The organism is Devosia sp. GW821-FHT12F11 (assembly GCF_058806655.1).
Genome location: NZ_JBXAPX010000003.1, coordinates 504,169 through 522,844 on the forward strand (window position 1 = coordinate 504,169; position 18,676 = coordinate 522,844).

Here is an 18,676-nt window from a genome sequence, read left to right on the forward strand (position 1 = left end):
CCTCCCTGAGCCGGGCGCTCCCTGGGAACGCCTCCCCGGCACCCTCTGGGCGGCCGGGGAGGTTCCTTTTTTCGATTGGGGTTTGTCACATTGAGACGGTTACTGGCGACTGAGGCATCCGGGCTCGCCGCCCCCCTCCCCAACCCTCCCCGCAAGGGGGAGGGTGCCGTTCAGTGTACCTGGCAGGATCGCGCCAATTCCACCGGCGGGCACCTCCCCCCTTGCGGGGGAGGTTGGGAGGGGGGAGCAGCGCGCTCCAATCTTTCAGCATGAAAAAGAAGAACTTCTCGCTCCTTTCCCACCGCGCCGGCGCAGCATTCCTCGCGCCTGCCGCTGCGCTGGTTGGCGTGTTCGTGCTGCTGCCGTTCTTCTGGGTGATCTTCGTTTCGTTCACCAACCGGACGCTGTTGGGGAAGACCGCGCTCAGCCCGGAGTTTGTCGGGCTCACGAATTACTTCCAGCTATTCGACCCGGCGACGTTCTTCACGCGCGGGCAGTTCGGCTTTTCGCTGATCCTCACCACGCAGTTCGTGCTGCTGTCGGCGCTGGTCGGTCAGGCGCTGCTGGGGCTGCTGCTCGCGTGGCTGATGCAGACCATCCCCCCTGCCCTCAAGCGCATCGTCGAGACCGCGGTCATCGCGGCGTGGATCCTGCCGGAAGTAGTGATCGGCTTCGCCTGGTTCGCCTTCCTCGACTACGACAACGGCACGCTGAACATGATCCTCAGGGGACTTGGCCTGCCGGCTGGCGATTTCCTGCTGCAGCAGCCGTTCTGGGTGATCGTCATCTTCAACACCTGGCGCGGCGCGGCGTTCTCGATGATGCTGTTCAACTCGGCCTTCGCCTCGATCCCGCCCAGCTACTTCCAGGCGGCCGATGTGGCCGGGGCCTCGAGCTGGCAGAAGTTCCGCGATATCGGGCTGCCGCTGATCCGCGGCCATGTGGTCACCGACCTGATCCTCATCACCATGTGGACGTTCAACGTGTTCACGCCGTTCATCCTGACTAATGGGGGGCCGAGCTACCGCACGGAACTCCTGTCGATCTACAACTACCGCATCGCCTTCCGCGAGTTCGACTTCGGCAAGGGTGCGGCAGTGGGGGTGATCATCATGCTGATCAACCTGGTGTTCGCGCTGATCTACCTGTCGTTCGGGCGCAAGAAAGCCAAGGTGGTCGAGGAATGAGGCTGAGCTTCCCACAACTCCTGGCCCGGATCGGGTTCTCGGCGCTGGCGGCGGTCATCGGCATCCTGTTCGCGCTGCCGCTGATCTGGTTCATCTTCGCGCCGTTCAACGCGCGGGCCGAGCTGGGCATCGCCATTCCCGACCCGTGGACACTGCAGAACTTCCTGACGGTGTTCGGCAATGGCTTTGCCATGCGCGGACTGCTCAACAGCCTGATCCAGAGTGTCGGCGGGGTGATCCTCGTCGCGGCCGCAGCGACGCTGGCGGCCTATGCGCTTTCCCGCTCGTCGATCCCCGGCAAGGGCATGATCACCTATGTGCTGCTGCTGTTCTCCTCGGTGGTGTCGGGCACGGCGGCGATGGTGCCGATCTTCCTGATCGTCTCCTCGGTGGGACTGATGGACACCCATATCGCAGTCATTCTGGTGTTCGCCGGCGGACTGCTGCCGACCGCGATGTTCATCCTGCGCGATTTCATCGACGGCATTCCCAAAACCTACGAGGAAAGCGCCATGGTGGCCGGCGCGTCACCGGTGCAGGCGTTCTTCGATGTGGCGCTGCCGGTGATCCGGCCGGGCATCGTGGTCGTGGTGGTGTGGGCCTTCGTCAACATCTGGGGCTCGTTCCTGATCCCCTTCATCCTGTTGCGCTCGGATGACCTGATGCCGTCGTCGGTCGCCATCTACTCGTTCTACTCGGAGGCGGGGACGCCGATCGTGACGCTGCTTGCAGCCTACTCGCTGATCTACTCCCTGCCCGTCGTCGCCCTCTATCTCTTCGTCAGCTGGAAGTTCGGCTTCCGCTTTTTCGGTGGAATCAAAGCGTAATGGCCTCGGTCGAATTCCAGAACGTCACCAAGAGCTTCGGCAGCTTCAATGCCGTCTCCGACATCAGCTTCAAGGTCGCGGATGGCGAGTTCATCTGCCTCTTGGGCCCATCGGGCTGCGGCAAGACCACCAGCCTCAGGATGATCGCCGGGCTCGAGACGCCGAGTTCGGGCAAGATCATGATCGGGCCCGATGACGTGACCCACCTCCACCCGAAGGATCGGCAGATCTCGATGGTGTTCCAGGATTATGCGCTCTACCCGCACATGAACCTCGCCGACAACATCGCCTACCCGCTGAAGGTGCGGGGCGAGAGTGTCGAGAAGCGGCACAAGCGGGCCAAGGAAGTGGCAGACGTCTTGAAGATCGGCGACCTGCTCAACCGGCTGCCGAGCCAGATCTCGGGCGGGCAGCAGCAGCGCACCTCGCTGGCGCGGGCGCTGGTCTATCCGAGCCGGGTGTATCTGTTCGACGAACCGCTCTCCAACCTCGACGCGAAGCTTCGGCTGGAAGCGCGCGGCTTCCTCAACCACCTGCAGCGCGACATGGGGATGACGGCGGTCTACGTCACCCACGACCAGGCGGAAGCCATGGCGCTTGCGACGCGGATTGCGGTGATGGATCGCGGCCGGATCGTGCAGTTCGCGCCGCCGATCGAGATCTATCGTCGGCCGGCAACGACGTTTGTCGCCAACTTCGTCGGCAACCCGCCGATGAACATGATCCCGGTCGAAGGCACGATCGAGGGCGAGCGGCTGCAGCTGCGCGCGCATGGCGTGCTGGTGCGGGACCTGCCGATTTCACAGGGGATCAAGGCGGCGCTCGGCAAGGGCGTCGGGCTGACGTTGGGGGTGCGGCCGGAGCACCTGAGCATGGGTACGATCAACGACGTGAACATGGTCAGCGGCAAGCTGTTCGCCAACGAAAACATGGGCCCCGAAAAGCTGGTGACCTTCGAGCGCCAGGACGGCGGCCGGGTGACGGCGCGGATCTTCACCGACGATGCAGTGGAGACGACGGAGAACGTGGCATTCACCTTCGACGGCGCGCACGCGACGCTGTTCGACGCGGAGGGCAAGCGCATCCCGGCGGATGGGGAGATGCCGCTGTGAGCTTGGCGGTACTGACTGAGAGAGACGGCCCCCTCCCGACCTCCCCCACAAGTGGGGAGGTGAAGAGTCGAGGCTGTGGCACGATCGTGCCAGACACTGGATGCGGCACCTCCCCCTTCATGGGGGAGGATGGGAGGGGGCCGTCTGCCAATGGCTTCGCACCGGCATGACCCAGATCGTAAGGGTCAATGTCACCCGCGCCGATCAGGCCAAGAACCCGTATTTCTACATCCCCGTCACCGTGCCCGCGGGGACGACCCGGATCGATGTGACGTTGGCCTATCCCAAGGCCGATGACTGCGTGATCGACCTTGGAATGTTCGATCCCGGAATGACCCCCTACCCGTCCGAAGGCGGGTTCCGCGGCTGGTCCGGTGGGTTCCGCGATCGGTTCCATGTGGCGACCGACAGCGCGACGCCGGGCTATGTGCACGGACCGATGCCGGCGGGTGAGTGGAACGTCATCCTCGGGCTCTACAAGGTGCCGGCCGATGGGGCCGAGGTGACGGTCACGGTGGAGCTCGACAGCGCCGAGCGCCCCACCAACCCGCAGCCCGAACGCACCTTTCCGGTGCGCGCCGGCGCCGGCTGGTATCGCGGCGACCTCCATTGCCACACCTTCCATTCCGATGCAGCCGGTTCGCCCGAAACACTGCACAAGGCGGCGGTGCAGGCGGGGCTCGATTTTCTCGCCATCGCCGACCACAACACCATCACGCAGCGCCGCTATTTCCATCCGGCTTCGTCGCCGGACCTGGTGTTCGTGCGCGGCATGGAGGTGACCACCGCCGTCGGGCACGCCAATGTTTATGGGGTCGATGAGTGGATCGACTTCCGCATGACCAAGCCGTCGGACGCGCATGTGCTGGCGGAGATGGTGCACCGCAAGGGCGGGCTGCTGTCGATCAATCACGACAAGCCTACCATTCCCTGGGACTACGAGTTTCCGGCGGCCGACTGCCAGGAGGTCTGGCAATCGACCTGGATGGCGTGGAACTGGGTATCGCTGGGCCGCTGGCAGGAGCGGCTGGCATCGGGCTTGCGTATCTCGGCCATCGGCGGCAGCGACTTCCATCAGCCGGCGAAGCTGCTACCGGAGGGGCCGCTGGTGCTGGCGCGGCCGACCACGGTGCTGTGGCTGCCGGAGCTCAGCGAAGACGCAGTGCTCGCGGCGATGCAGGCCGGGCGCGGCTATGTCACGGAAGGGCCGAAAGGACCGCATCTCGAGATCACCGTCAACGGCCAGCCGATGGGCTCGGCGGTGACGGCGCCGCTCCACTGCGAGGCGATCGTCCGCGGTGCGCGCGGCGACATGCTCCACTGGATCGACGCGCGAGGCACCATCACCGAGCAGGAAATCACCAGCGGCGACTGGCGGGGCGAGCTGGCGCTGCTCGATGGCGCCGAAAAGTTCGCGCGCGCCGAGATCATCGCCAAAGCCAGCCGGCCGTGGCTGGTGGAGGAGTTCACCAAGGCGGCCAGTGAGCGCGGCGAACTGCCGTGGCAGCTCAAGGGCTCGCACCTGACGGACGAGCCGATCCGGCGCGCCATTTCCAACCCAATCTACATCGATCAGGACTAGCTCATGTTTATCGGCAATGCCCCGTGTTCCTGGGGCATCAACTATCCCACCGGCAACGCCTACAGCTGGGAGCAATATCTCGATGAGGTGGCCGCCTCCGGCTATCGCGGCACGGAACTGGGGCCGTTCGGGTTCCTGCCCAAGGACAAGGCGGTGCTCGGTCCGGAACTCGACAAGCGCGGGCTGACGCTGATCGGCGCGACCCACGTTCACACCTTCGGCGACCGCGCTTCCGCGCCGGTGCTGATGGCGACGCTCAGTGAGCTGGCGCCACTCTTGAAGGACCTCGGCGCGAAACACCTCGTCGTCATGGATGAGAGCAACTGGTACCCCGAGGGCCAGGAAGGCGTGCTCGATCGCGAGGGCTGGAACGGGCTTACCGCCACGGTGCGCGAGGCACAGGCCGTGATCGAGGGCGAGTTCGGACTGAAGGCGAGCTTCCACCCGCATATCGGCACCGCGGTCGAGTTCGAGCGGCAGATCGACCGGCTGCTCGAGGAGACCGAAATCGACCTCTGCTTCGACACCGGACACCATGCCTTCTGGGGCCAGGACCCGCTGGCCTACATGGAAAAGGTGTGGGGACGGATCGCCTATATGCATCTCAAAAATGTCGATGCGACGGTGCGGCAGCGCGTGCTCGACGGCAAGCTCTCGGTGGCAGCGTCCTATGGCGCCGGGGTGATGGCCCCCCTGCCCGATGGCGCCGTCGACATCCAGGCAGTGATGCGCTTCCTCGACCGGAAAGGCTTCGATGGCCCGATCGTGGTGGAACAGGACGTGGCCGAGCATGCAGCGGAGACACCGCTCGAACTGGCCAAGCGCAACTACGTCTACATGCAGGCGATCGCGTGATGGCAAAGCTCAGAGTCGGCCTGATCGGCCTCGGCGAAGTCGCGCAGCTGATGCACCTGCCGCTGCTGGCGGACGACCAGCGCTTCGAGATCGCGGCGGTGACGGATGTCTCCCCCAGCCTCGTGGCGCATGTGGCGGAGCGCTATGGAGTGAAGACCCGGCACGCAACTGCCGAGGCGCTGATCGCCGATCCCGCAATCGACGCGGTGTTCATCCTGACGCCGGATTTCCTTCATGCCCCGCTGCTCGAGAAATCCATCCGCGCCGGCAAGCACGTGTTCATCGAGAAGCCGGCGGCGCTGACCGCGGCGGAACTGAAGCCGTTGCTGGAGCTCGATAGGACCAACACCAAGACGGTGTTCGTCGGCTATATGCGACGCTTTGCGCCAGCGTTCACCGCCCTCAAGGAACGGCTGCCGCCGCGGGAGGAAATCCGGCACGTGCGGATCCGCGACCTGATCCGCGAGAGCCAGTTCTTCGTCGACCAGTCGCGCAACATCTTCCGGCCCACCGACGTGCCGGCGGAGGCGATTGCCGATGGCCGGACGCAGACGCAGGCGCTGCTGAAATCAGTGATGGGCGAGGCGCAGCCGGATCAGTTGCGGGCCTACCAGGTGCTGACCGGGCTCTCGTCGCACAGCTTTTCTGCGATGCGCGAACTTTTCGGGGCGCCGAATTCGGTTGCGGCGGCGCGGCAGCATCGCGGCGAGAACGTGCTGGTGATGTTCGACTACGGCACCTTCACCGCGCTCTACGAAGCGGTGATCCATGACGTGGCGCGGTTCGATGCGGGCATTGAAGTGCTGACGCTGAACCAGCACTTCAAGATCAACTACGACACCCCCTACGTGCGGAACCTGCCCACCCGGCTGGAGATCACCACCTCGGATCTCAACTCCACCGGTACCGAGATCATCGGGCCGTTCTACGAGGATGCTTTCCGCGTGGAGCTCGGCGCCTTCCACCATGCGGTGACAACTGGGGAAAAGCCCAAGACGTTGCTGACGGACTCTCTTAAAGACCTCGAGTTGTTCGCGGAAGTCGGCCGTCATTTCTTGTCGCAAAACTGACGTCATCAATGCCCTGAAAGCCCCGGAACCCGGGGCTCTCCCACTGTCATCCTGATGTCATGGGAGTGCGGTTTAAGCGGCTGGAACACGCGCGCGGAATAAATCAGGCGCGCGCTGTCACAATGGAATTTCCGTTCCATTTTTCGCTTGCCAGCGGGCCCACCGAGATTAGTCTGGTCCCTACGGTCGGCGTCAGATTGACCTGCCGCGGGATGGCCCGCAGGCGAACCTGGGAGAGACAACGATGAACCGTCGTGCGTTTATGCTTTCGGTCGGCGGCGCAGCCGCTGGCATGGTGCTGCTGCCGCGGATGGCCTTTGCCGAAGCCGGCAAGATCGACTGGTACACCTCGTCGGACCAGAACATTCTCGACTTCTGGACCAACGTGGTGAAGCCGAAGTTCGAGGCTGCCAACCCGGGCGTGACCCTGAACCTCGTGGATGCCGGCGACGCCGCCGGGCAGACCGCAATCGGCGAGCGCGCGCTGGCCGCTATGCAGACCAAGACCGACCCGCAGGCCGATTATTTCGAATCCGCCGACTGGCGCCTGCCGGCCGGAGCGGCCGATGCCGGGCTCTATGTGAATATCAAGGAAGCCGGGCTCTCGAACTATTCCAAGATCAACCCGCTGGCCTTCGACGGCGACTATTCGGTGCCGTATCGCGGTTCGCAGGTGCTGCTCGCCTATGACACCACCAAGCTCGACCCGGCCAATGCGCCCAAGAGCTTTGCCGACCTCGTCGCCTGGATCAAGGCAAACCCCGGCCAGTTCATCTACAACCGTCCCGACAAGGGCGGTTCGGGCGGTAACTTCGTCCGCCGCGCCATTCTCGAGGCGAACGGCAAGGACCTCGGCAAGTTCAAGATCGACAACTACACGCAGGAAGCCGGCGACGCCGCTCTGAACCCGGCCTGGGACATCCTCAAGGACTTGTCGGGCTCGCTGTTCGACAACGGCGCCTACACCTCGGGCAATACCCAATCGATCCAGCTGCTCGGCCAGTCGGCCGTCACCATGATCCCGGCCTGGTCGGACCAGGCGATCCAGGCGATCAACACCGGCGTGCTGCCGGAAACCACCGGCCTCGTGCAGTTGCAGGACCTGGCGCTGCCGGGCGGCTTCTCGCGCTCAGTCGTCTTGTCGAATGGCGTCAACAAGGACGCAGCGCTGAAGCTCGCCGACTTCATCCTCACCGAGGAAGTGCAGTCGGCCGTGCTGAGCGAGCTCGGCGGCTTCCCGGGCGTTGCGTGGGACTATGTCAGCCAGGACCTGCGCGAGAAGTACAAGGACGTGATCCCGACCACCATTCCGGCGTTCCCGGGTGGTGACTGGGAAAAGGCCATCAATGATGGCTGGTATCGCAACGTTGCGCCCAACGTGGACCGCAACGCGTGAGCCTTTCGGCCACGAGCGACATCGTCGGAACCAAGACTCGCAGGGGGCTCACGGGCCTCCTGCTGGTCGCCATTCCGGTATTCCTGGTCGTCTGGATGATCATCTGGCCGATCATTTCGGCCATCGGACGCACCATCTGGCTGCCCAATGATGGCGGGACGGGCAGGAGCTTCTCGCTCGAGACCTACAAGTTCTTCTTCACCGATCAGTACAGCCTCAACAACCTCAGCGTAACGCTCTGGACCACGGGCATCTGCGCCCTGCTCCTGGTGCTGATCTGCCTGCCGATCGCGCTCTACCTGCGCTTCGCCAAGGGGCGGCTCGCGGCATATGTGCAGGGTCTCGCAATCTTTCCGATGTTCGTGCCATCGATCATCCTGAGCTACGCGATCATCCGTGTGCTGGGACCCAACGGCACGGTGGACCTCCTGCTCAATTCGGTCGGACTGCCGCATATTCGCTCGCCCTATCTCACCCCGTGGGGGCCGGTGATTGGGCTGGTGTGGGACAATATTCCGCTGACCGTGCTGATCCTGCTTTCGGGGCTGGGCAATGTCTCCAACCAGTCGATCGAGGCGGCGCGCGATGTCGGCGCCGGGCGGCTGGCGGTGCTGTGGCACATCATCCTGCCGCGCATTTCCAATTCCATCCTGGTGGCGGTGAGCTTTACCGTGCTGGGAATCTTCTCCGCCTTCACCCTGCCCTATGTGCTGGGGCCGGCGGCGCCTGAAATGATGGGGCCGTTCATGCAGCGCACCTTCCGCGACCTGAACGATCCGACCAACGCCATCACCCAGGCGGTGATCGCCTTCTGCTTCTGCATCGTGTTCGGGCTGTTCTACGTCCGCTCTGTCGCCAAAAATCGGAACCCGTGAGATGGCGCGCGAGCTGGTTGAAAAACGCATCGACTGGACCGGCATCTTCTTTGCGGTGGCGCTGACCATCGTCATCGTCTTCCCGCTGCTGGTGGTGGGGACCTGGGCCTTCACCAATGTATGGCGCTACCCCTCGGTGATCCCGCAGGAGTTCGGGCTCAAGTTCTGGCAGCAGACGCTGGCGCGAGCCGACGTGTGGAGTTCGATCACCATGAGCCTCAGCCTAGCAACCATGGTGACGCTGCTTTCGGCGATCATCTGCCTGCCGGCGGCCTATGCCTTCGCGCGGATGGATTTTCCGGGGCGCAGCATCCTGTTCTTCTCGTTCCTCGCCGGGCACGCCTTCCCCAAGTTCGGCCTGCTCGTCGCCATCGCCGGCATCTTCCTGCAGCTCAACCTGATCGGCACGTTCTGGGGTGTGGTGCTGATCCAACTGGTGGGCACGCTCCTGTTCATGATCTGGATCCCCGTGGCGGCGTTCCAGTCGGTGGACCGGAGGATGGAAGAAGCAGCGCGCGACGTCGGCGCCGGGCCGTTCCGGGTGTTCTGGTCGATCACCTTGCCCCAAGCCGGACCGACTATCGCGGCCGCGATCCTCTTAAGCTTCGTCGGCACGTTCTATGAGACCGAGGGCGCCTGGCTGATCGGCGCGCCGCAGATCCGCACCCTGCCGGTGCTGATGATCAGCTTCATCAACAACCAGCCGGTGATCCAGTATGGCGCGGTGCTTTCCGTGCTGCTCTGGGTGCCGAGCTTTATCGCGCTGTTGTTCGCGCGCCGCGTCATCAGTTCGGGCAGTTTTGCCAAGGGCTTTGGCGGTTAAGGAATTCTCGCATGTCCGTGCTCGAAATCAGAGATGTGACCAAGGCTTTCGGCGCCACCAAGGCGGTGGACAGCTTCAGCCTGACCGTCGGCGACGGCGAGCTGGTGTGCCTGCTCGGCCCCTCCGGTTCCGGCAAATCGACGCTGCTGAGGATGATCGGTGGCTTCGAGACGCCGACATCCGGCCACGTGGCGATCGACGGTGAGGACGTGACGCGCGTGCCGCCCGAGAAGCGGCCGACCGGCATGGTGTTCCAGAGCCACGCGTTGTGGACGCATATGAACGTGTTCAAGAACCTGGCGTTCGGACTGAAGCTCAGGCGGCTGCCGGAGGCCGAGATCAAGCGCAGGGTCGAAGCGGTGCTGGAGTTGGTGGGGCTCGCCGGCTACGGCCATCGCGCCACCAACCAGCTGTCGGGCGGGCAGCAGCAGCGCGTGGCGCTGGCGCGCTCGCTGGTGCTGGAGCCAAAAATCCTGCTGCTCGACGAGCCTTTTGCGAGTCTTGACCAGCACTTGCGCGAGCGACTTCGCGAAGAGGTTCGGGACATCCAGCAGCGGCTGAAGATCACCACGCTGTTTGTGACGCACGGGCAGGACGAGGCACTGGCTTTGGCCGACCGGATCGTGGTGATGCGCGATGGGCGGACCGAGCAGGCGGCACGGCCGGACGTGGTCTATCGCGAACCGGCGACGCCGTTCGTCGCGGGGTTCATCGGCACGATGAACCTGGTGGAGGGCGCGGTGGCCAACGGCACGTTCACTCATTCGGGCTTCACTGTGCCGCTGCCGGTGGGTGATGGCGCGGCGACGCTGGCGGTGCGGCCGGAGGCGCTCGAGATCGTCTCGGCCAATGGTGGCGGCATGGCCAAAATTCACCGCGTCACCGACTACGGCACCCATGCCATCGTCGATATCGAGCTGCCCGATGGCACGCGGCTCAAATCGATGACCAGCGAGGCGCGGGACTGGTCGCACGGCCAGCCGATTGACCTGAAGCCGAGGGCGTTTGCGGCCTATCGCGACAACGCGGCAATCCACCGGAGCAACTAAGACTATGGCCGACGCGATTTCGGTGACCCGCGAGGGTCATCGCACGTTCTTCAAGTGGCACCGTGGACGCCGCAGAGGCTCCGATCCGGTGTTCACCGGTCGACGGATCATTGAGGGAATGCAGCTCGGCGCCAGCGTCGAGGTGGATCTGGTGATCCATGCCGATGACGGCATGGCGGTGCTGCACAACCTGTCGCTGGAGCGCGAGACGACCGGCAGCGGGCTGGTGCGGCAGACCCCGGCGGAAACGCTACGCGGCTTGCATCTCAGGGACAATGACGGGCAGCCGATCGATGACAAGGTGATGCTGCTTGAGGACCTGGCGGGGCTGATCGCGCGCGACGGCGCGCACCCGGAAGGGTTATTGCAGCTCGACTACAAGGAAGATGCGGCGGCGCTCAACCCGCGGGTGATCGCCAACTTCGCCGCAGCGCTCAAGCCGGTGGCGCGACACTTCATCCTGTCGTCGGGCGACGCGGAGTCGGTTCGGATGCTGACCGACAGCACGCCAGGGCTGAGGATCGGCTACGACCCCTGCCACAAGGGCGCGATGGAACGGCTGATGGCGACGCGCGACTACGCCACGTTCGTTGCCGATGCGGTGGCGGCTTCGCCGAAATCGGAGCTGGATTATCTCGAGTATCGGCTGGTGCTGGAGGCCGACCGCGACGGGTTCGACATCATCGGGGCGTTCCAAGCGCATGGGCGGCGGATCGATGCCTACACGGTGCGGCGGGCCGATGACGAGGGGATGGCGGTGATCGAGCGCCTGCTCGAACTGAAAGTGGATCAGATCACCACGGACGATCCGGAGGGCGTGGCGGCGGCGCTGGGTTGAGCCTCGATCTCTCGGTCATCTCTCCCCTTGCGGGAGAGAAAGCGATTTCTTGGGTCTAGCGTTTGCTAAGTCCTGGAAATCGCAAGAGAGGGATCGTGGAGGGCACAATGGCTCCGCACCCCCTCTCTGGCGAAAACTAAGGACTTAGCTGCGCTAAGCCCAAGTTTTCGCTTTCTCCCCGCCAAGGGGAGATGAGCATCGAGTTTGAGGGAGCGCCGGCACCTCACACCCCCTTCGGGTGCTTCGTTTCCTTCTTCGGCACATCCTTCAGCTTGTCGATCAGGTAGGCGTGCGTCGCCTTGTTGGCGACGATCATGGCGCCGGTCTGCTCGTAATATTCCGGCCCCCTGCCCCACCAGTCAGTGACGATGCCACCGGCTTCCTGGACGAACAGGATGCCAGCCGCTGTATCGGTAAAGCCGGTTTCCTCGTAATAGCCGGTGAGCCGACCCATCGCGACGTAGGCGCAGGAATTGGCGGCACTGCCGACGATGCGCACCGCGCCGACCGGCGCGCGGATGGCGTCGAGGCGTTCGTAGGCGCCGGGATAGAGCGACAGGCCCGGCGTCGGCAGGCCCGTGCCGATGTTCATCAGCCCGATATCGGCCTGCTCGGAGACCTTGAGCCGCTCGCCGTTGAGAAAGCTGCCCTGCCCCACGATCGCAGTGAACATCTCGTCGGCCGGCGGATTGTAGAGCACGCCGACCACCGTCTCGTTGCCGCGGCGGAGCGCGATCGAGATGGTGTAGTGCATGCCGTTGATGAAGTTGGTGGTGCCGTCGATCGGGTCGACCAGCCAGCGATACTCCTGATCGGCCTTGTCGACGGGCGGGAACTCCTCACCGGTAAAGCTCCAATCCGGATAGCGTTCGAACAGGAACTTGCGGATCAGCAGCTCGGATTCCTTGTCGGCATCGGAGACGAAATCCGCCGGTCCCTTGATGCCGATCTCGATCTGACGGAAGCGCTTGAAATAGCCAAGCGTCAGGGCTCCCGCCTCGCGCGCAACAGTGACCATGTCGGCAAGGATGGCGTCGTAGGAAATGCTCATTTGAATCACTCGCTCGGATAGAGCGAGAGCTTAGCGCGAGCGAGGTGTGAATGCAGGAAAATCAGCGCTTTCCAGCGGCCCATGCCCAGGCTGTTTCGACCATCTGGTCGAGCCCTGGATAGCGTGGCGCCCAGCCGAGCAGCGAACGGGCAAGGCCAGCGTCGGCCCAGAGTTCGGGCGGATCCCCGGGCCGACGATCGGCCATTTCGTGCGGCACCGCACGGCCGGTGACGGCTTGGACGGTGTGCATCACCTCAAGGACGCTGCTAGGCGTTCCGGTCCCGAGGTTGACCGCCCGGGAAGCGCCACCACGGGCGAGATGTTCAAGCGCCAGAACGTGAGCACTCGCCAGGTCGGAGACGTGCACGTAGTCACGCATGGCCGTACCGTCCGGCGTGGGATAGTCAGTGCCCATCACCTTGAGCGGCGTGCCGGTGCCCGCGGCTGCGCGGAGCGCCAGAGGGATCAGGTGCGGCTCCGGCTCGTGCGTCTCGCCGATCTCGCCATCCGGATCAGCACCAGCAGCATTGAAGTAGCGCAGCGCCATCCACCGCAGGTCGTGAGCGACGCCAGCCCAGTGCAGCAGCCGCTCACAGGCAAGCTTGGTTTCGCCGTAAGGGTTGGTCGGGTGCTGCGGCGTGGCCTCGGTGATCGGCAGGCGGTCGGGGATGCCGTAGGTGGCGCAGGAGGAGGAGAAGACGATCCGCGAGCAATCAACGGCCCGCATTGCCTCGAGCAGCGAGAGCGTGCCCGCCACGTTGGTTTCGTAATAAGCGAGCGGATCGCGCATCGAGTCCCCGACATAGGCGAGGGCGGCAAAATGCATGACCGCTGCAGGGCGAATGGTGGCGAAAACGGCGGCAAGGGTCGCCCTGTCGCGGATATCGACCTCGTGCAGCGGCCCCCATCGAACCGCTTCCCGGTGGCCGGTCGAGAGGTTGTCGACGACCACCGGTTCGTGACCGGCCTGGGCGAGCGCCTTGGCGGTGTGACTGCCGATATAGCCGGCGCCACCGATGACAGCGACCCGCATGCTCAGGCCGCCACCACGGCGCGGAAATAATCGATGGTTCGCGCCATCCCCTCTTCAAGCGCCACGGTCGGTGCCCAGCCGAGCTTCTCGCGGGCCAGCGAAATGTCAGGGCGACGCTGGCGCGGATCGTCCGAGGGTAAGGGCATGTAGACGATCGGCGATTTGCTGCCGGTCTGGCGAACGACCATCTCGGCCAGCTCCCGCATGGTGAACTCGCCGGGGTTGCCGATGTTGATCGGGCCAGGGAGCTCAGGGCCCGTTTCCATCAGCCGCAGCATGCCCTCGATCAGGTCGTCGACATAGCAAAAGCTGCGCGTCTGGTTGCCATCGCCATAGATGGTGATCGGCTCGCCCTCTAGAGCCTGAACGATGAAGTTCGAGACGACCCGGCCATCGTCGGGCTGCATACGGGGGCCGTAGGTATTGAAGATGCGCATCACCTTGATTTCGAGGTGGTGCTGGCGGTGATAGTCGAAGAACAGCGTCTCGGCGCAGCGCTTGCCTTCATCGTAGCAGGCGCGGGTGCCAATCGGGTTGACCTTGCCCCAGTAATCCTCGGTCTGTGGGTGAACCTCGGGATCGCCATAAACCTCGCTGGTCGACGCCTGAAGGATGCGAGCCCCGAGCCGTTTGGCGAGGCCGAGCATATTGATGGCGCCGTGCACGCTGGTCTTGGTGGTCTGCACCGGGTCACGTTGATAGTGGATCGGCGAGGCTGGACAGGCCAGATTGAAGATCCGATCGACCTCGACATAGAGCGGAAACGTGACGTCGTGCCGGAGCAGTTCAAAGCGCGGATTGCCGATGAGGTGGCGGATATTGTCCTTGCTGCCGGTATAGAAGTTGTCGACGCAAATGACGTCGTGGCCGGCAGCAATAAGCCGATCGCAAAGGTGACTGCCCAGGAACCCGGCGCCGCCGGTGACCAGCACACGCTGCACAGAACTGTTTCTCATAGATCCTCCGCCAGTACAGAAATCATCGCCTCAGCAAAAGCTTAGTACATCCACCGGGCGAGCGCCCGCGGAACTATTCGGCATAGATAACGGCCGAGCGGTGATCGGCCGTGATGCACGCCGCCGATCATCCCGGCGGACAGGTCCCAAGGCCAACAGCCTCCGCTCAACACGTTGAACTGGCATTGCGGTCTGATAGGCTGCTGTTCAGCGAGTAGGTCAGGTGTCCGATGGCAAAGTCTTGGGTACGCCGTGTGGTCGGTGTCGGTATCGTCGTCGGTGTCACGCTTGCGACATTGTCGCATGCCGCCGAAGTGGCTGATCCCAGCGTGTTACGCCCACGATGCGTGCCTGCAGCGGCCATCGAGCCGCTGCCGCCCGTGCCGGAGCTGGCCGCCTCCTTGGCAGCGGGCGCGGATGCAGCAGCGCGATGCGCGGCCCTCGACGCACTCGAGGCGATCGCCGTTCAACAAGGTGACGTCGAAGCCGCCATGCTGGCGGGCGACAGCTTTGCCATCGGCGTGCTTGTCGAGCGCGATCTGAAACGCAGCGAGGCCGCCTACCTGCAGGCTTTCGACCTCGGAAGCGCCCAGGCTGCCTTGAAGCTGGGGGATCTGAAACGATCAATCGGCGACGCGACAAGCAAAGCGGCCGCCACAGCCTATTATGAGGATGCCCGTTCACGTGGCGCCGTCGAGGCCGCTTTGCGGCTCGGCGACTACTTTGTCATCGCGAACGATGGCGCGATGGCGGCGGCGAGCTATACGGAAGCGGCAGATGCCGGGCTCGCCGAAGCACACCTGCGACTTGCCGAGCTCTATCGGGAAGGCCGACTGGTGCCCCGCGATCTTGGCCTGGCCAGATCTCACCTGCAGCAGGCTGTGGATGCGGGCAGTGATGAGGCCGTGGTGGCGCTTGCCCTGCTGCAGTTGGCTTCCGGCGATGCCGGTGGCGCTGTGGCGGCACTGAGAGCCGTGGCCAGCACAAATCCCCGCGCCGCACTGGCCCTGGGCGATCTGTACCGCGACGGCGGGATAGGTATCCCCGACGTGGAAGAGGCGCTCGCCAACTACCAGTTGGCCGCCGCAAAGGGCAGCACAGAAGCCTGGCTGCGCATCGGCGATCTGCAGCGCGACGGACACTCCGACGCGCCGGCTGCGGCGCAGGCGTATCAGGAGGCCCTGGCAAAGGGCGACGCTGCAGCCGGTTTGCGGCTTGGCGACCTCTACTTTGCCCATCCCGAGGCAGCCCCGGACGGGGGCGCGGCGCTGCAAAGCTACGCCACTGCCTTTGCGCTCGGAGCGGAGGGCGCGGCGGCGCGCATCGGTCAACATCTCCTCGAACAGGGCGATATCGCCGGCGCGGCTGCATATTATCAGTACGAGCCAGAGGACGTGCCGACGGAACAAGCGTTGACGATCGCCGAAGCGATGTCCGCTCTTGCCGGGGCCGACCAGCAAGGATCGGTGATCGTCGGGCTTTACCAGCGTGCCTATCAGGCGGGGCAGTACGGAGCCGCGGTTCGGCTGGGTGACATCTATTTCGAAGGCAAGGTCGTTGCACGCGATGTCGCGGCCGCCGAGCGGTTCTACCAATTGGCCGGTGCGGCTGTTCCGCCGCAGACCCTGCTGAACCTGGCCGATGTCCGTCTCGAGGGGATCGGCGTTGCCGCCGATCGGAGCGCGGCCCTCGAGTACTACCGGCGCGCCCTGAACGGTGGGGTAGCCGTTGCCGGTCTCAAGCTTGGCGCTGCCCTTGCCGGCAACCCACAGGCCGAAGGCGAGGCGGCGGCGGCTTTTGTGCGTGCCGGCGAGCTTGGCGAGGTTCGAGGGTACCTGCTCGCCGGTGAACTGCAGCAGGAACGCGAGCCGGCGACGGCTGCCCTGCTCTACGAGAAGGCCCTCGGCGCCGGCATATCGGAAGCGGCCGAGCATCTGGGCAACATGTATTTTGATGGTGCTCTCGGCGCACCCGACGTGCTGCGGGCGACCTCTTACTACGAACAATCGGCTGCGGGGATACCTTCGCGTGCGTTGCTGGCAATCGCAGATGCACTCGTTTCACACAACGATGCGGGGGCGCTCGGTCGGGCGGTCAAACTCTATGAACGATCGCTCCGCGAAGGCAATGCAGATGCTGCCGGCCGTCTCGGCGCCCTCTACCTGTCGGCAGCCCTGGGGCCAAGCGATCCCGCCAAGGCAGAACAGTATTTCGATCAGGCGCCAGCCGGCGCGCCGGTAGATGCGCTGATTGCCCTCGGCAACGCGTATCGCGACGGCGGCGGGGTGGAAGTGAACGGTTTGCGCGCCTCGCAATACTATCGCAAGGCGGTTGCAGCAGGCAACGTCGCGGCGAACCAACTGCTCGGCGAGCTTTACTTCGAGGGCAAGCTGCTACCGGCCGATCCCGTGCAGGCGACACAATATTACGAGGCCGCAGGGTCGATCCCCGACAAAGCGCTGCTGGCAGCGGGCGATGTCTACCGCGACGGCGCCATCGGATCCCCGAATGGGCGGAAGGCGCTCGACTACTACACACGGGCAGACGAGGCCGGCGTAGCCGAAGCTTCCGCCCGCATGGCAGAACTCTACTTTGCAGGATCGCTGCTGCCGAGGGATGTCGGCAAGGCGGCCGAACTCTACGAACGCTCTCCCGGCGGCATTCCGGACGAAGCTCTGCTGGAGATCGCCGACTATTTCCAACATCGACAAGGCGACGAGCCGAAAGCCCGCAAGCTCTACGAAGCGGCGCTCGAGCGCGGCCAGACTGAGGCCGCCGATCGCCTCGGAGATATCTTCTTTCACGGAGAAGGCACCGATCGCGATGTCGCGAAGGCGGAGCACTATTACGAACTGGCGCCCTCGGGCGTACCCGATGAGGCGAACCTGGCTTTCGGCGACGCTTATCGGGACGGAGGCGGCGTTGCTGCCGACGGGCAGCGGGCTTTGCGCTACTACGAGGCCGCCCTGCCCTCGCACCCTCAGGAGGCTGCGGAGCGGTTGGCGAACCTGCTGTTCTCGGGCGCCCTAGTACCGCGAGATCTGCAAGCCGCGGCCGGCTACTATGATCTGTCGACGACCGCGCCACCAACTGCCGTTCTGGCGGAGCTGGGCGATGCCTTCGTCACCGGGACAGATGTCGCAGCGGATGTAGCGCGCGGCATCACTTACCTGTCCCGTGCGGCGGATGCCGGCGACGTGCAATCGCTGGTGCGCCTCGGCGGACTGTTCCGCGATGGAGAAGTCGTGCCGCAGGACCCGCAGCGCGCAGCGGGCTATTTCCTTCGTGCGGCCGTGGCCGGCAATGCGCAGCCGCTACTTGCCCTCGCGGATGGTTACCTCAACCAACAGATCGATGCGCCCGTGCGGAACCCTGGCATCGCGTTGCTGAAAGAAGCTGCTTCAGCAAACGTCCGAGGCGCCGCGGCATTGCTGGCCGGGGCCCTGATCGCCGGCCGCGGGACGCCACCTGATGGGGCGGCTGCGGCGGCCGTTCTGGAGGTTGCGGTCGGCAGGGGAGACGCGGAGGCTGGGCTGGCATTGATCAAACTCTATCGCCGGGGCGCCTCTGGACTTCCCCCGCAGCCCAAAGAAGCGCAGCGCGTGTTCGATTCCATTGCAACGTCCCTGCCCGCACAGGAGGCGATTGCCGAGAAGCTGATGCTGACCGTCGGCTCGAGCGGGCTGCCCAGGTCGCCCGAAGGTCTGGCCGAGGGCTTTGCCTCATTAGAGCCCGCCGGCAAGGCGGACGTGCTGCTTGAGATGCGAGGCTCGAATGAGAATGCCTACGTCTTTCTGCTGCAGTCCGAACTGCAGGACCGAGGCCTGCTGGTCGGGGAAGCCCCGTCAGGGCAACTCACCAAGAGGACCATCCAGGCGATAATGTCGCTCTGCGCCAGTGCGGGCAGAGAGGAAGCCTGCCTCGCCGGCCCCATGTCGGAGGCGGCAAGCAAGGTTATTACAGCCGCCTTGCGCTAGCGTCCCGCCAGGACGTCCGCACCCTCGCGCGCTTGTTTAACTGCC

15 protein-coding genes are annotated in these 18,676 nt (G+C 64.5%); 12 read left to right on the forward strand and 3 right to left on the reverse strand.

Going from position 1 to position 18,676, the window contains the following annotated elements:
* Positions 1 to 269: 269 nt before the first annotated feature.
* From AC1ROK_RS12495 to AC1ROK_RS12545, 11 genes are all read left to right on the forward strand, one after another.
* Positions 270 to 1,187 carry a carbohydrate ABC transporter permease gene (locus AC1ROK_RS12495; RefSeq protein ID WP_492847265.1) on the forward strand — a complete coding sequence of 306 codons (918 nt, stop codon included), beginning with the start codon at positions 270 to 272 and terminating at the stop codon, positions 1,185 to 1,187.
* Positions 1,184 to 2,014: a carbohydrate ABC transporter permease gene (locus AC1ROK_RS12500; RefSeq protein WP_492847267.1), complete on the forward strand. Its 831-nt coding sequence runs from the start codon at positions 1,184 to 1,186 to the stop codon at positions 2,012 to 2,014. The genes AC1ROK_RS12495 and AC1ROK_RS12500 overlap by 4 nt, the downstream gene beginning before the upstream one ends.
* Positions 2,014 to 3,126 (forward strand): ABC transporter ATP-binding protein, encoded by a 1,113-nt coding sequence (locus AC1ROK_RS12505; protein WP_492847269.1) that lies wholly within the window; start codon positions 2,014 to 2,016, stop codon positions 3,124 to 3,126. Before AC1ROK_RS12500 ends, AC1ROK_RS12505 begins: the two co-directional genes overlap by 1 nt.
* A 166-nt stretch (positions 3,127 to 3,292) precedes the next feature.
* Positions 3,293 to 4,708: a CehA/McbA family metallohydrolase gene (locus tag AC1ROK_RS12510; RefSeq protein ID WP_492847271.1), complete on the forward strand. Its 1,416-nt coding sequence runs from the start codon at positions 3,293 to 3,295 to the stop codon at positions 4,706 to 4,708.
* A 3-nt stretch (positions 4,709 to 4,711) separates the two neighbouring features.
* Positions 4,712 to 5,563, forward strand: a complete 852-nt coding sequence (locus tag AC1ROK_RS12515; RefSeq protein ID WP_492847274.1) for a sugar phosphate isomerase/epimerase family protein — start codon at positions 4,712 to 4,714, stop codon at positions 5,561 to 5,563.
* Complete coding sequence (locus AC1ROK_RS12520; RefSeq protein WP_492847275.1) at positions 5,563 to 6,633, forward strand: Gfo/Idh/MocA family protein; 1,071 nt, start codon at positions 5,563 to 5,565, stop codon at positions 6,631 to 6,633. Before AC1ROK_RS12515 ends, AC1ROK_RS12520 begins: the two co-directional genes overlap by 1 nt.
* Positions 6,634 to 6,877: 244 nt before the next feature.
* On the forward strand, positions 6,878 to 8,029 hold the full coding sequence (locus AC1ROK_RS12525; protein ID WP_492847277.1) for an extracellular solute-binding protein: 1,152 nt from the start codon (positions 6,878 to 6,880) through the stop codon (positions 8,027 to 8,029).
* Positions 8,026 to 8,904 carry an ABC transporter permease gene (locus AC1ROK_RS12530; protein ID WP_055879074.1) on the forward strand — a complete coding sequence of 293 codons (879 nt, stop codon included), beginning with the start codon at positions 8,026 to 8,028 and terminating at the stop codon, positions 8,902 to 8,904. Before AC1ROK_RS12525 ends, AC1ROK_RS12530 begins: the two co-directional genes overlap by 4 nt.
* A gap of 1 nt (position 8,905) precedes the next feature.
* Positions 8,906 to 9,727, forward strand: coding sequence for an ABC transporter permease (locus AC1ROK_RS12535; protein ID WP_492847280.1), 822 nt, complete (start codon positions 8,906 to 8,908; stop codon positions 9,725 to 9,727).
* Between the two features lie 11 nt (positions 9,728 to 9,738).
* Positions 9,739 to 10,776: an ABC transporter ATP-binding protein gene (locus AC1ROK_RS12540; protein ID WP_492847283.1), complete on the forward strand. Its 1,038-nt coding sequence runs from the start codon at positions 9,739 to 9,741 to the stop codon at positions 10,774 to 10,776.
* A gap of 4 nt (positions 10,777 to 10,780) precedes the next feature.
* Positions 10,781 to 11,614, forward strand: coding sequence for a glycerophosphodiester phosphodiesterase (locus AC1ROK_RS12545; protein ID WP_492847285.1), 834 nt, complete (start codon positions 10,781 to 10,783; stop codon positions 11,612 to 11,614).
* A 223-nt stretch (positions 11,615 to 11,837) separates the two neighbouring features.
* Here the strand turns inward: AC1ROK_RS12545 and AC1ROK_RS12550 are convergent, their stop codons facing one another.
* The 3 genes from AC1ROK_RS12550 to AC1ROK_RS12560 all read right to left on the reverse strand — a co-directional run bounded on the left by AC1ROK_RS12550 (position 11,838) and on the right by AC1ROK_RS12560 (position 14,654).
* On the reverse strand, positions 11,838 to 12,665 hold the full coding sequence (locus tag AC1ROK_RS12550; protein ID WP_492847287.1) for an inositol monophosphatase family protein: 828 nt from the start codon (positions 12,663 to 12,665) through the stop codon (positions 11,838 to 11,840).
* A 61-nt stretch (positions 12,666 to 12,726) separates the two neighbouring features.
* Entirely contained in the window at positions 12,727 to 13,698 is a 972-nt protein-coding gene (gene galE / locus AC1ROK_RS12555; RefSeq protein ID WP_492847290.1) for a UDP-glucose 4-epimerase GalE, read from the reverse strand.
* Positions 13,699 to 13,700: 2 nt separating this feature from the next.
* Positions 13,701 to 14,654 carry a UDP-glucuronic acid decarboxylase family protein gene (locus AC1ROK_RS12560; protein ID WP_492847292.1) on the reverse strand — a complete coding sequence of 318 codons (954 nt, stop codon included), beginning with the start codon at positions 14,652 to 14,654 and terminating at the stop codon, positions 13,701 to 13,703.
* 230 nt (positions 14,655 to 14,884) lie between these two features.
* Between AC1ROK_RS12560 and AC1ROK_RS12565 the strand changes: the two genes are divergently transcribed.
* A complete protein-coding gene (locus AC1ROK_RS12565) occupies positions 14,885 to 18,631 on the forward strand; it encodes a tetratricopeptide repeat protein (protein WP_492847294.1) in 3,747 nt (1,248 codons plus the stop codon).
* Positions 18,632 to 18,676 lie beyond the last annotated feature (45 nt).

Excerpts from the sequence above, each read along its gene's own strand:
- AC1ROK_RS12500 (WP_492847267.1), top strand. The coding sequence starts at position 1,184 with ATGAGGCTGAGCTTCCCACAACTCCTGGCCCGGATCGGGTTCTCGGCG.
- AC1ROK_RS12560 (WP_492847292.1), bottom strand. The coding sequence starts at position 14,654 with ATGAGAAACAGTTCTGTGCAGCGTGTGCTGGTCACCGGCGGCGCCGGG.
- AC1ROK_RS12565 (WP_492847294.1), top strand. The coding sequence starts at position 14,885 with ATGGCAAAGTCTTGGGTACGCCGTGTGGTCGGTGTCGGTATCGTCGTC.
- AC1ROK_RS12515 (WP_492847274.1), top strand. The coding sequence starts at position 4,712 with ATGTTTATCGGCAATGCCCCGTGTTCCTGGGGCATCAACTATCCCACC.
- AC1ROK_RS12540 (WP_492847283.1), top strand. The coding sequence starts at position 9,739 with ATGTCCGTGCTCGAAATCAGAGATGTGACCAAGGCTTTCGGCGCCACC.
- AC1ROK_RS12550 (WP_492847287.1), bottom strand. The coding sequence starts at position 12,665 with ATGAGCATTTCCTACGACGCCATCCTTGCCGACATGGTCACTGTTGCG.
- AC1ROK_RS12495 (WP_492847265.1), top strand. The coding sequence starts at position 270 with ATGAAAAAGAAGAACTTCTCGCTCCTTTCCCACCGCGCCGGCGCAGCA.
- AC1ROK_RS12520 (WP_492847275.1), top strand. The coding sequence starts at position 5,563 with ATGGCAAAGCTCAGAGTCGGCCTGATCGGCCTCGGCGAAGTCGCGCAG.
- AC1ROK_RS12525 (WP_492847277.1), top strand. The coding sequence starts at position 6,878 with ATGAACCGTCGTGCGTTTATGCTTTCGGTCGGCGGCGCAGCCGCTGGC.
- AC1ROK_RS12545 (WP_492847285.1), top strand. The coding sequence starts at position 10,781 with ATGGCCGACGCGATTTCGGTGACCCGCGAGGGTCATCGCACGTTCTTC.
- AC1ROK_RS12535 (WP_492847280.1), top strand. The coding sequence starts at position 8,906 with ATGGCGCGCGAGCTGGTTGAAAAACGCATCGACTGGACCGGCATCTTC.
- galE (WP_492847290.1), bottom strand. The coding sequence starts at position 13,698 with ATGCGGGTCGCTGTCATCGGTGGCGCCGGCTATATCGGCAGTCACACC.
- AC1ROK_RS12505 (WP_492847269.1), top strand. The coding sequence starts at position 2,014 with ATGGCCTCGGTCGAATTCCAGAACGTCACCAAGAGCTTCGGCAGCTTC.
- AC1ROK_RS12510 (WP_492847271.1), top strand. The coding sequence starts at position 3,293 with ATGACCCAGATCGTAAGGGTCAATGTCACCCGCGCCGATCAGGCCAAG.